Annotated in this window: 8 protein-coding genes and 2 riboswitches; of the genes, 2 read left to right on the top strand and 6 right to left on the bottom strand. The window is 73.4% G+C overall.

Annotation, left to right across the window (positions count from 1 at the left end; all coding sequences use genetic code 11):
- Positions 1-192 precede the first annotated feature (192 nt).
- The gene (locus tag ABT129_RS23090; protein ID WP_351904617.1) at positions 193-2,010 is read left to right on the top strand and encodes an ABC transporter ATP-binding protein; all 1,818 of its coding nucleotides are present in this window, start codon (positions 193-195) and stop codon (positions 2,008-2,010) included.
- Between the two features lie 4 nt (positions 2,011-2,014).
- Here the strand turns inward: ABT129_RS23090 and ABT129_RS23085 are convergent, their stop codons facing one another.
- From ABT129_RS23085 to ABT129_RS23065, 5 genes are read right to left on the bottom strand one after another with little or no spacing between them, the layout of a single operon-like run.
- On the bottom strand, positions 2,015-2,863 hold the full coding sequence (locus ABT129_RS23085) for an ECF transporter S component (protein WP_351904614.1): 849 nt from the start codon (positions 2,861-2,863) through the stop codon (positions 2,015-2,017).
- A complete protein-coding gene (locus ABT129_RS23080) occupies positions 2,860-4,515 on the bottom strand; it encodes an ABC transporter ATP-binding protein (protein WP_351904611.1) in 1,656 nt (551 codons plus the stop codon). The genes ABT129_RS23085 and ABT129_RS23080 overlap by 4 nt, the downstream gene beginning before the upstream one ends.
- Positions 4,512-5,696 (bottom strand): energy-coupling factor transporter transmembrane component T, encoded by a 1,185-nt coding sequence (locus tag ABT129_RS23075; protein ID WP_351904608.1) that lies wholly within the window; start codon positions 5,694-5,696, stop codon positions 4,512-4,514. The genes ABT129_RS23080 and ABT129_RS23075 overlap by 4 nt, the downstream gene beginning before the upstream one ends.
- A gap of 4 nt (positions 5,697-5,700) precedes the next feature.
- On the bottom strand, positions 5,701-6,663 hold the full coding sequence (locus ABT129_RS23070) for a hypothetical protein (protein WP_351904605.1): 963 nt from the start codon (positions 6,661-6,663) through the stop codon (positions 5,701-5,703).
- Positions 6,660-9,461, bottom strand: a complete 2,802-nt coding sequence (locus ABT129_RS23065; protein ID WP_351904602.1) for a prenyltransferase/squalene oxidase repeat-containing protein — start codon at positions 9,459-9,461, stop codon at positions 6,660-6,662. Before ABT129_RS23065 ends, ABT129_RS23070 begins: the two co-directional genes overlap by 4 nt.
- Before the next feature lie 363 nt (positions 9,462-9,824).
- Positions 9,825-9,900, top strand: a riboswitch (cobalamin riboswitch).
- A gap of 160 nt (positions 9,901-10,060) precedes the next feature.
- Between ABT129_RS23065 and ABT129_RS23060 the strand changes: the two genes are divergently transcribed.
- Positions 10,061-11,473 (top strand): prenyltransferase/squalene oxidase repeat-containing protein, encoded by a 1,413-nt coding sequence (locus tag ABT129_RS23060; RefSeq protein ID WP_351904599.1) that lies wholly within the window; start codon positions 10,061-10,063, stop codon positions 11,471-11,473.
- A 62-nt stretch (positions 11,474-11,535) separates the two neighbouring features.
- On the opposite strand, the gene ABT129_RS23055 is transcribed toward ABT129_RS23060, so the two are convergent.
- Positions 11,536-12,024, bottom strand: coding sequence for a DUF4430 domain-containing protein (locus tag ABT129_RS23055; protein ID WP_351904596.1), 489 nt, complete (start codon positions 12,022-12,024; stop codon positions 11,536-11,538).
- 138 nt (positions 12,025-12,162) lie between these two features.
- A riboswitch (cobalamin riboswitch) is annotated at positions 12,163-12,303 on the bottom strand.
- Positions 12,304-12,464: the final 161 nt, after the last annotated feature.

Genomic DNA, 12,464 nt, shown 5'->3' with positions numbered 1-12,464 from the left:
GCGTCCGAGGTCGGAGCGCGCACCTCCGATTGGCTGTATTCACACCCGGCGCGCACCCGGCGGGCCCGACCCGCCAACCGGGCGCGGAGACAGGCCGGGTGAGCCCTCGACGGTGGAAAACCCTTGGACGGCGCTCGCGTCCGCACGGAACACTGCCGCCTGTCCAGTTCGCTCCGACAAGGCAGGGTTGGGATGGGAAAGCCTGAATCGCGCAAGGGTTCGCCAGGCAGGGGCCCCGTGCTCCTCGCACTACGTCACTACGGAAGGGAGCTCGCCCGGCTCAAACGGCTGACGGTGCCCGCGATGCTGCTCCCGGCATTGGGCAACATCGGCATCTTCTACATCGTGCCGCTGGTCGTCGCGAAGCTCGTCGGCCACATCGCGGGGGGCGCCGGATCCGGCATCGGCCCGATGCTGCCCTACGTCCTCGGCTTCGCCGGCGTGCTTCTGCTCGCAGAGGTGCTGTGGCGCGTCGGACTGCACTGCCTGAACCGCCTCGACGCCCTCGGCATCGAGCACCTGTACGTCATCGGCATGGACGAACTGTTCGCCAAGGACGCCGCCTTCTTCCACGACAACTTCGCCGGCTCGCTGACCAAGCGGGTCCTCAGTTTCGCCTCCCGCTTCGAGGAGTTCGTCGACACCCTCACCTTCTCGGTCATGGGCAGTTTCGTGCCCCTGGTGTTCGCCTCGGTGGTGCTGTGGACGTACGAACCCCTGCTCGTCGTCGGCCTCCTGGTGATGATCGCCGTGACGGCCCTGCTCGTACGGCCCCTGATCCGTCGACGTCAGGCGCTCGTCGACCAGCGCGAGGAGGCCATCGCCCGGGTGTCGGGCCACGTCGCCGACAGCCTGATGAACATGGACACCGTCCGCTCCTTCGCCGCAGAGGAACGCGAGGCGGCCGAACACCGCTCCCGCGTCGCGGAGTCACGCCGGCTCACCCTGCGCTCGTGGGACTACGGCAACCTGCGCATCGACACCGTGGTCGCACCGCTCTCCGTACTGACCAACGTCCTCGGGCTGCTGCTCGCCCTCTCGCTCGGCGCGGGCGAACACGGCGTCGAGGCGGTCGTCGTCGCCTTCACCTACTACTCCAACGCCACCCGGATCATGTTCGAGTTCAACCAGATCTACCGCCGGCTGGAGAGCTCGATGACCGAGGCCGCCCAGTTCACCGAACTGCTGCTGACCCCGCCGACCGTACGGGACCCGGAGGTCCCGGAGCGGCTCCTCACCGAGAGCGCCGATGTGCGCTTCGAGAAGGTCACCTTCGCCCACGCGGGCGCGAAGCCCCTCTTCGAGGGGCTCGACCTGGCCGTGCCCAGCGGGGCGAAGATCGGCTTCGTCGGCCGGTCCGGCGGCGGCAAGACCACCCTCACCCGGTTGCTGCTGCGGATGACGGACATCGACGGCGGCCGCATCACGATCGGCGGACAGGACATCAGCCGGCTGCGCCAGGCCGACCTGCGCAGCCTGATCGCCTACGTACCGCAGGACCCGGCGATGTTCCACCGCACCCTCCGGGAGAACATCGCGTTCGCCCGGCCCGACGCCACCGAAGCCGAGATCCGCCGCGCGGCCGAGGCCGCGCACGTCACGGAGTTCGTCGACGGCCTTCCCGGGGGCTTCGACACGATGGTGGGGGAGCGCGGGGTGAAGCTGTCCGGCGGTCAGCGCCAGCGCGTCGCCCTCGCCCGGGCCATCCTGCGCGACGCGCCGATCCTGCTGCTCGACGAGGCGACCAGTGCCCTGGACTCCGAGAGCGAGCTCCTCGTCCAGGACGCGCTCTGGCGCCTCATGGACGGGCGGACCGCGCTCGTGGTCGCCCACCGGCTGAGCACGGTCGCCACGATGGACCGGCTCGTCGTCCTCGACCGCGGACGCGTCGTCGAGCAGGGCACCCACCACGAACTGCTCGCCGCGGAGGGACCGTACGCGAAGCTGTGGCAGCACCAGTCGGGCGGCTTCCTCGACGACGAGGCCCCCGCCCGGGTCGATCTCGTGTAGCCGATCAGCGGGCCCCCGGCTCCGGCGGCGCGTCCCCGGTCCTCCCGGCGGCGAGCGGTCGGGCCGCGAACCGCACGGGGGCCTGGAACCGGGCCTTGCGGGCCGCCCGGCGGAAGACCGTCAGGACCGCGGGGCCGGCGAGCGTGACGCAGACGAAGTTGGTGACGGCGCGGCCCGTGTCCCAGCCGAGCGAGGTGGCCAGGTCGAAGGCGAGGTACCGCTGGAACTGCTCGGTGAACGGAAGACCCGGGAGGTACGCGATGGAGCTGTTCGGGTCCAGGGAGAAGGGCCAGAAGGAGAGGTTCAGGAGGAAGCCGAAGAGATAGCCGGAGAGCGAGCCGTACACCGCGAGCAGGGCCACCTCCCGCCGGCCCGTGGCCTTCGGGAGGAAGCCCGCGAGCATCCCGACGAAGGCGCAGCCGAACATCTGGTACGGCATCCAGGGCCCGACCCCGCCGGTGATGAGGGCGGAGGCGAAGAGCGAGGTGCACCCCAGGGTGAAGCCGAAGCCGGGCCCGTAGACCCGGCCGGCCAGGACGAGGATGAAGAACACCGTCTCGATGCCGGCGGTGCCCGCGCCGAGAGGACGGATCGCGGCGTTGACGGCGGACAGGACGCCCAGCATCGCCAGCGCCTTCGAGTTGATGCCGCCCTCGGCGATCTCGGAGATCACCACGCAGAGCACGATCACGAGCAGGACGCCGAAGATCAGCGGCGGGGCGTAGTTCGAGCCGAACTTTCCGGGGGCGACGAGGAACGGCCAGAAGAAGGCGACGACGCCGAGGAAGGCCGCCATCGCGATGACGACCCCGGCCCGGGCGCGGATGCGGATGGCGGCGGTGTACGTGCTCACGAGTCCGGGTCCGTTCCGTCGGCGCCGAGCACGGCGGCCAGCTGGTCCACCGTGAGGAAGGGCAGCGGGGACAGGATCTTCGCGGTCTGCGGCGCGAAGACCGGCGAGGCGACGATGACCTCGGTGGTGGGACCGTCCGCGACGACGTCCCCCTCGGCCATCACCACCACCCGGTCGGCGGCGCGGGCCACGAACTCCACGTCGTGGGTGGAGATCACCACGGACCTGCCCTCGGCGGCGAGGCCGTCCACGATGCCGATCAGCTCGCCCTTGGCCCGGTAGTCGAGACCGCGCGTGGGCTCGTCGAGCAGCACCACCCGCGGGGCGGCGGCGAGCTGGATCGCCAGGACGAGAGCCAGCTTCTGCCCCTCGGACAGGTCGCGCGGATGCGTGGTGTCGGGGATGCCGGGAGCGAGCCGGTCCAGGAGGGTGCGGGCCGGGACCCCGTCGGCCACGACCCCGGACTCGGAGTCGGCCTGGTCGAGTTCCTGCTTGACGCTCTCCAGGTAGAGCAGGTCGGTGGGGGTCTGCGGCACCAGGCCGACCAGTTGGCGCGCCCGGGCCGCCGGGACCTTCCGCGGGTCCTGGCCCTTCGCGCCGCCGGGCTCCCCGACCGCGACCGAGCCCGCCTTGCGGGGACCGGAGCCCTGGAGGGCCCAGAGCAGCGAGGACTTGCCGGAGCCGTTGCGGCCCATCAGGGCGGTGATCTCCCCGCCGCGCAGATCGAGGTCGACCTCGCGGACGGCGGGCACCCCCTGGTACGTCACGGTCACGCCGCGCGCGGTCAGGATCCGCGCGCGGTCCGCCCCGGGGGCGGGCCGCACCGGCGGGGGCACCACCTCGGCGAGGTCCCTGCGCAGCGGGGCCGCCGCCCGGCGCGCGTCACGGACGGAGAGCGGGAGCGGCGACCAGCCGGCGGCGCGCCCCAGTTCGACGATGGGCGGTGCGATCGACGCCGTACGGAAGATCTCGACGGGCGGTCCGGACACGACGCGGCCGTCGCCGGGGAGGTGGATCACGCGGTCGGCGTACTGGACGACCCGTTCCAGCCGGTGTTCGGCGAGCAGGACGGTGACGCCCAGGTCGTGGACGAGGCGCGTGACGGCGGCGAGGACCTCCTCCGCGGCGGTCGGGTCGAGGGCCGAGGTGGGCTCGTCCAGGACCAGGACGCGCGGATGGGCGGTGAGGACGGAGCCGATGGCGACGCGCTGCTGCTGCCCGCCGGAGAGCTCGTGCAGGGCGCGGTGGCGCAGGTCGGCCAGGCCGAGGAGGTCGAGGGTCTCCTCGACGCGCTTGCGCATGGTCGCCGGCGGGACCGCCAACTGCTCCATCGCGTACGCGAGTTCCTCCTCGACGGTGTCGGTGACGAAGCCGTCGAGGGGGTCCTGTCCGACGACGCCGACGACATCGGCGAGTTCCCGCGGGGGATGGTCGGCCGTGTCCCGGCCGTCGACGGTGACGCGCCCGTACAGGGTGCCGCCCGTGAAGTGCGGCACGAGGCCGTTGACGGCGCCGAGGAGGGTCGACTTGCCGACGCCGGTGTGACCGACGACGAGGCAGAGTTCGCCCTCCTCGACCGTGAGGTCCACATCCCGCAGGACGGGCTCGGCCGTGTCCTCGTACTGGACGGTGACCTGGTCGAAGGTGATCACGTGAGTTCCTCGGTGCGCTGCGCGGGGACGGCCGGAAGGACCGGCGGGCTCGGGGGCGGGGACAGGAAGCCGGCGGTCCCCGCGAGGAGGATCGCGACGGCCGGAACCAGCGGCAGGGTGGGCCAACTGAGTGGATAGATCGACGGGTTGAGCTCGGCCGCGTTGAAGCCCGCGTTGCTGAACAGGAGGACGGCGGAGAGGACGCCGCAGCCGGCGACGGCCCACTCGGCGGCCCGCCAGGGGTCGGGCCGGTAGGTGGTGCGGGTGACCCGGCGCCCGCCGAGCCGCAGCCCGGCCACGCACAGCAGCCCGCCGGCCGCGAGCGCGGGGAAGCCGAGCAGGGTGGGGGCGGTGGCGTCGAGGAGCCCGTACGCGCCGGCGCACAGGCCGCACATGCCGAGCAGCATGAGGGCGCCGGTCGCACGGCGGGAGCGGCGGGTGGCCGTCCCGGCGCGTCCGTAGCCGCGGGAGTCCATGGCGGCGGCCAGCCGCAGGGAGCGCTCCAGGGCGTCCTCGAGGACGGGGACGATGATGCCGCGCAGGGCGCGCAGCCCCTTGGAGCGTCCGGCCCGCAGCCGCCGTGCCCGGTGGACGCGCTGGACGCTCTGCACGAGTTGGGGCGCCACGCTCAGGGAGACGGTGACGGCGACGCCGAGTTCGTACAGCGCGCCCGGCAGGATCCGCAGCGCCCGCTTCGGGTTGGCGAGGGTGTTGGCGGCGCCGATGCAGCAGAGCATGCAGGCCAGCCGGAGCCCGTCGGTCGCGGCGGAGAGCAGCGCCTCCAGGGAGACGGGGCCGCCGAGCTGGATGCCCGCGTACCAGTCGGGGGTGGGGATGTGCGGCAGGGAGAAGAGGAAGTGGTCGCGGGGGGTGATCCCGGTGGCGAAGATCGCGCGGAAGACCACCCGGATCGCCACGACGGTGAGCGCGAGGTACAGGTAGTACTTGAAGCCGCGTGCCCAGGGGGCCTCGGTGCGGCGCACGGTGATCACGTATCCGAGGACCGCGAGGACCAGGAACAGCAGCAGCGGGTTGTTGGTGCGGCTGACCGCGGTGGCGAGGGCCAGGGCCCAGATCCACCAGGCGACGGGGTGCAGGGTGCGGGGCAGACGGCGGCCGCCCGCGTCCGGCGAGAGGCCGGACGCGGGCGGCCGGGCCGCTGCCGCGGTGGTGCGTGCCACGTGGCTACTCCGTACGACGGCGGCGCTTGGCCGCGAACACGGCGGCGGCGCCGATCAGCAGGACCAGGGCCCCGGTGGCGACGGCGGGCAGGTACGAGCCCACGTCGTGTGCGGCGTCCGCGGCGGGCGCGGCGTCGACGACCTTCGGGCCGGGAGCGGCCACCGCCGGAGCGCTGGTGGTCGCCGAGGGCGAGGGCGTCGCGGAGGGCGTCGGGGTGACGCTCTTCGACGGCGTCGGCGAGGGACTCTTCGACGGGGCGGAGGGGCTGGGCGCCTTCGTCGGGGGCGTCCTCGTCGGCGGGGGTGCCGGATCGGCCGGCGGCGGGTTCTCCGGAGCCGGTCCCGTGTCGACGCCCGGCGGCAGCGGGGCCGCGGTCCGGGTGTCCTCGGGGACGGGTCGACCGCCCCCGGTCGGCGCCGAGTTGTGGGCGCGCAGCTGGTCGGGGGTGAGCGTCGGCCGCCCCTGCGTGCCCTCGATGTTGGTGCCGCCGAAGATCCACAGGTCGACGCTGCCCGGCCTCGGCTTGTAGAGCATGGCGCCGAGCTGGCTGTACTGCCAGGTGTTCTGTCCCGGGTCGGCGTGCCAGTACGACCAGTAGGCGGAGGCGGGCGGGGTCAGGACGCAGTCGTCCTGCTGGGGCGTCGGGTACTGCCTGCCGCCCTGGTGGCCGCTGTAGCCGATCCGGCAGATGAACGCGGGACCGTCGTGGCCCGTGCCGGTGGTCGCCCAGCCGCCCTGGTTGAGGAGTTCGTAGCCGGTGGTGGGCGTCGTTCCGCAGGAGCGGTAGACGGGCCCGCCCCAGTGGCTGAAGTCGACCGCGAGCACCGCCCCGGACGAGGTGGTGCACCGCCCCATCGGCTGCGGGGCGGCCCCGGCCGGGGCCGCGGCGGCGGCGAACGCCGCCACCGTGAGCCCCAGCGCGGCGGCCGTACGGGCGAGGGCGCGCAGGACCCGGCCGCCGGTCATGTCCGGCCGCCGGTGGCCGAGCGCTGCCGACGGGCCGCGTGGGTCGCGCCCCAGCCCGCGAGCACCAGGAGGACGGCCGTGACGGCGAGTCCGGTGACCTGGGATCCGGTGGCGGCGAGGCTGCCCCCGCCGCCCGTCCCGCCGCCCGCGGCCTGGCCCCCGGAGCTCTCGCCCGGGGTGATGATCACGGGAGTCGAGGGGGACCCGGTGGGCTGCCCGGAGATGCTCGGGATCGGCTCGGGGGTGGTGCCGCTCATGTCGCGGGTCAGCATGCCGAAGGAGATGCCGGTGGCTCCGCCGACGGCCTGCGCCGAGGCGCGGACGTCGGATCCGGGCTGGACGTCCTTGGCCACATTGAAGCCGCCGTCCTTGTTCTGCTGCGAGGCCAGGAACTTCCGGGCCTTCGCGATCTGGACCGCGTACGTCCCGGCGTCCAGCGACAGGCCCTGCACGGCGAGCGCCGCCGAGTTCACCGAGTTGCCGGAGGCACCCGTGAAACCGCCGTCCGGCAGCTGCTGGGCGGCCAGCCAGACCAGGGACCTGTCCACGGCCGCCTGCGTGTCCGCGTCGGGCAGCAGGTCCAGGGCCATCGCGGCCATCGCGGTCGAGTCGACCTCGATCTTGCTCTTCTCACCGATCAGGCTCGGCCAGGCGCCCGTCGACGGGTCCTGGAGGCTCTTCAGATAGGTGATCGGTCCGGCCGCGGCTGCCTTCTCGCCCGCCCGGAGCTGGGCGATGACGCCGAGGGACTGGGAGAAGACGGAGTTGGCATAGGTGTAGTTGCCCTCGGCCGCGCACTTCCGGGGCTCGGCCGGGGTCGCGGCCGGGCAGACGCCCTTGGCGAGCGCGGCGATCAGGTTCCGCCCGCCGAAGTCACGGGGGTCGCGGCCCACGGCCTCGGCGAGCAGCGCCGCCTTGCCGATGAAGCCGCCGCCCGCGTGCTTGGTGCCGACGCCGGTCCAGTCGTGGACGCCACGGCCGGAGGCGTCCTTGCCGCCCTTGTCGAGGAAGTCGACGATGTTGCGCAGGGTGGCGTTGTCGTGGCCGGTGGCGGCGAGGGCGTAGGCGCCGTCGATGGTCATGCCGTAGTCGGCGAAGCGGGGGCTGCCCTCGTAGTACCGGCCCTGGATCAGCCGCTTGTGGTCGGCGAGGAACGCCGAACCCTTCTTCAGGTCCGGTCCCTCACCGGCCGGGGGAGCCGTGGGCCCGGTCGTGGGAGGGCCGGTGGGCGGAGCGGTCGGGGGAGTGGTCGGCGGGACGGGCTCCTTCTCCGTCAGCGCCACCAGGTCGCTCTTCGCGCCCGCGATGACGGCCGCGGTGGTGGCGTAGAGCAGCGGGTCCTCGGTGCCCTCCTCGAAGGCGAACCCGCCTCCGGGGAGCTGCTGCCGGGAGAGCCAGGAGACGGCCGCGTTCGCGTGCGCCCGGTCGCCCAGGGCCCGCAGCGTCTGCGCCGCCCAGCCGGTGGCGTGCGCGCTGCCCGGCACGCTGTACGAGGCGGCGGGCCAGGCGCCCGTGCGGAACTGGGCCTTCTTCAGCGAGGACCGGGCCTTGGTCACCACGGGGGTGTGGCCGCCGGCCTGCTGCAGGGCGAGCGCGACGAGGGCGGTGATCCCGGCCTCGCTCTCGCACGCCTGGCCGTCCAGGATCAGGAAGCTGGGGAAACCGCCGTCGTCGCACTGGAGTTGGGCCAGGCGTGCGACGGAGTCGGCCGGCGGCTTCACGCCGCCGCTGAGCAGGGCGATGACGGCCAGCGTCTGGCCCTCGGTGTTTCCGGTCGTACGGAAGTCGCCCTTGGTCGCGCAGCCCGGGACGGGCTGCGGCGCGTCGGAGCCGCTGAGGCAGACGTTCGCGAGGAGGTCGCCGAGCAGGTCGTGGCCGCCGAAGTCCCGGGGGTTCCTGCCCGTGGCCTCGGCGACGAGCGCGAGGCGCGCGGCGGCGCCGGCGTCCGGCGCCTCGTCCTTCCCGGCCTGGTAGGCGTAGCCGTCGGTGTGCTCGGGCCTGCCGAGGTAGTCGGCGATCCTGCGCGCGGTGGGGTGCTCACGGTCGAGCGCGGCGAGCGCGTAGGCGACCTCGGTGGTGGCGAGGTAGTTCGGCGCCGTCCCGCCCGCGGGGACGACGCGCTGCCCGTTCGTCAGCCGCTCGGTGAGCCAGCGGCCGGCGGCGGGCAGGTCGACCGAGCCCGGGGGCACGTTCGGCGCGGCCGGGTCGCCCGGGGCCGGCGGGTCGCCGCCCTCCGCGCGGACGTCGTCGGGCGTGAACGTGGGCCGGCCCTTGGTGCCGCCGATGTCCGTGCCGCCGAAGACCCAGGCGTCCACGTCGCCGGGCTTCAGCGTGCGCGACATGGCGCCCAGCGGGCTGTAGGTCCACTTCCGCTGGCCGGGGGAGGCGATCCAGTACGACCAGTAGGCGGTGGCCTGCGGGGTGCGGACGCAGTCCTCCTCGGCCGGAGTGGGGTACTTCTTGCCCGCGTTGAAGGCCTTGTTGCCGATCCGGCAGATGAACGCGGGACCGTCGTGGCCCGTTCCCACCGTGCCGAAGCCGCCGGACTGCAGCAGTTCGTAGCCCGTCGTCGGGGTGGTGTCGCAGCCGCGCACGACCGGTCCGCCCCAGCGGCCGAAGTCCACCGCGACGATGGCGCCCTTGGTGCGGGTGCACTTGTCGATCGGATCGGCCTGGGCCGGCGGGGCCACCGTGAGGAACGCCACTCCCGCGCCGATCGCCAGAAGCGCGGCGGTGACGAGCGACAGCAACCGCCGCCCCGCTCTCTCCCGCCGTCTCGCCTGCTGTTCGGTCCCCACCGCGGCCCTCGTCTCTGCCGGGCGGCTGCGTGCGTGGTGATGCGCCCCACGCGGCTGCTGCGCCGTGGAGGGCGGGGACGACCACGCCGTAGTCCGCGACGGCGTTCTTCGTGCTGAGTCCCTGCTCCAGGCATTCCGGCTCACCCGGGTCGAGCCGGGTCCACGGTTGCGGGTCAGCGCCGGAATTCGACCGGCTTCCCCTGGTGCTGAGTGCTTATCAGCCGGAGTGCAACACGGATCCGGCCGGGCCGTCAAGGTGGTGTGTGCCTCACCGGAGCGGGCCCCGGACCTCCCTGACCGCACCGCGCCCGGGGCGGCTGGCGGACCCTTGACCACTGGGGTAGCGTCCTGGGCTGCCACATGGGGGAATCCGGTGCGAAGCCGGAGCTGACGCGCAGCGGTATGGGACGGCGGGGGCCGTCTCCGAGCCCGAATGCCCATACGGCGACGCAGTACAGGAAGCCGTACCACGCGTTCCGGACGGCGGCTCCTCCGGCCATGCCCGGCCGTGCCGACGCACGGTCATGTCCCGCGCCGACGCGCGGTTCTCCCCGGCGTGCCCCGGCGTGGCCGGCGTTCGCCGATTCCAGGAGCAGGCCATGTCCCGTCCCCGTCCCTCCCGCCGCCTCGCGCTCACGGTGCCCGCGGCGCTCGGCGCCCTCGCCCTCACCGCGCTGCCCGCCTTCGCGACCTCCACGCCCGCGCAGATCGCCACGTCGAAGACCAACGGTGTCGCCTACCTCAAGTCGCTCCAGGCGGCGGACGGTTCGTACGCCGGTTCCGGTCTGTCCAACGAGTGGGCGTTCAGCGCCTTCGCGGCCGCCGGTACGGCCGTGGTCGACGTCGCACCGGGCGGCGACACCACCAAGAACGCCCGGACCGTCTACCGGAACCTGATCTCCACGGCCGGCTGGCCGTCCGCGACCCCGGTCGTCACCGACTACGAGCGCGGGACGCTGAACGCGTACGCCGCGGGCATCGACCCGGCGCGTGTCTCCGCCTCCCGCAACCTCGTCGCGGACGTCTACGGGTACTGGCAGACGGCCGAGGCCGGCTACTTCGGCCCGTCCGCCAACTTCAACGGCACGGTCTTCGCCGCGCTCGCGCTGCGCGGCGCCAGAACCCAGGCCGGTGCCGCCCGCATCCCGCAGGCCCTCACCGACTCGATCGTCACCCGTCTGCGGGCCAACCAGCACAACGACGGCGGCTGGACCTACCAGAAGGTGGAGGGCAACCCCACCGCCATCAACAGCGCGAGCGACGTCGACATGACCGGCGCCGCGATGGCGGCCCTGTGCGTCTCCGGCGTCCCCAACACGGACGCGGACGTCGTCCAGGCCAAGAACTTCCTCAAGGGCAAGCTGGCCGCCTCCTCCGGCGCCTTCAACTCCCTGTACGGGGTCAACACCAGCTCCAACGGCTGGGGCGTCGCGGGCCTGAACGCCTGCGGCATCAACCCGCAGTCCGCGGAGTTCACCACCATCAACAGCAAGACGCCGATCGACTTCCTCATCGCCAACCAGTACAACCCGGCGGGCGGCTTCAAGTACAAGCCCGCCGACACCGTGCCCTCCGCCTACTCCTCGATCGACGCCCTGCGCGCGGTCGTCGGCGGCGGCTTCACCTCGGCCCCGCCCGTCCCGGTCACCCCGGGCGCCACCCAGTGGGTGGCCCAGCCCACCTTCACCGCGGGCACCGCCACCAAGCTGGCGCTGACCGTCGACGACGGCGCCGGCAACCTCAAGGTGTGCTCGGTCGCCTTCACGCCGACGGGTACGACCACGACCCTCGGCGACGTCCTGGCCGCCGCGACGGGCGGCGCCACCCCGGCGGGCTGCGTCACGAGCGTGACGCCCGCCTCGGGCACCGGCACGATCACCGCGGTCAACGGCAAGGCCAACAGCGGTGCGAACACCTGGAAGGTCAGCGTCGACGGCTCCTCCTTCGCCGGCGCCCTCCGCGAGAAGGTGATCAACGTGGGCGACACGATCGCCCTGCGCTGGGGCGCCTGATCCCTCCCGGGTGGGGGCCCGTCGTGGACCCCCACCCGGTGCCCGTCCGGGCAGGGGTCCGGTCAGAACGAGGTCCAGACGAAGGACACCCGGTCGCCCGCGTTCAGCTTGAACTGGCAGCCGCCCACGGGCGTGGGCGTGCCGTTGACGGCGATGCTCCAGTAGGCGGCGCCGCCCCCGCTGACGTTCTTGATCGTGTCGACGGAGAAGTCGTCGAACGAGGCGTACCAGGTGCCGTCCCAGGTGAAGTGCCGCTTTCTCGCGGCGTCGTCCAGGGCGGCGGTCGGGGTCGGGACGGCGCTCGGGTAGGCCGCGCCGTTGGTGCCGTCGCACTTGTGGGTGCCGCCGGTGGCCGTGGTCACGTCGTGGCCCTTGGTCTTGATCCGGCCCTTGAACAGCAGCCCGTCCGGACCCTGCACGGTGAGGCTCACCTTGACCGGGGCGTTCGTGCCCGGGGCGGGCTTGGCGTGGGCGACGGCCGGCGCGGTGGTGAGCGCGAGGCCCAGGGCGGCCGTGGCGACCAGGGTGTGACGTACGAGGTGCGGGCGCATGCGATGCCTTTCGGGCGGAGCACGTCCACAGCGCGACCCGTCCGCCCCGGGACCCCTCACCCGCAGGCGCGTCCCGGTCGGGGCACGGCTGTCGGAGGGCCGACGGCTTGAGGCTCCACGCTGCAGACCATGACAGTGGGAAGCGGTCCGACCCTGTGCTGGGTACTCCGACTCGGGGCGCGAACGCGCCCCACACGGTTGCAGGTCAGCGCCGGATTCCCACCGGCTTCCCCCACGGCACACGGCCATTCGGTTGTGCGCCCGGTCGGACCGGGCAGACGCATCGTACGGTCGTATCACCGTGGTGAACAGGGGCTGCTTTCGGCCCGGTTCGCTCCTGCCACGGGTCGGGGCCGGTCGGGGCGGCGTCGCCCCCCCCCCCGCCCCGACCCCCCCGGCGGGGAGGGGGCGGGGGCCCGCGGCCGCCGCAGGAGCGCAGT

It is taken from the genome of Streptomyces sp. NPDC002057, from assembly GCF_040296665.1.
In the GTDB taxonomy this organism is placed as follows: Bacteria; Actinomycetota; Actinomycetes; order Streptomycetales; family Streptomycetaceae; genus Streptomyces.
The sequence above is the reverse complement of the archived record's forward strand: the minus strand, read 5'-3'. Positions and strand labels throughout refer to the sequence as shown.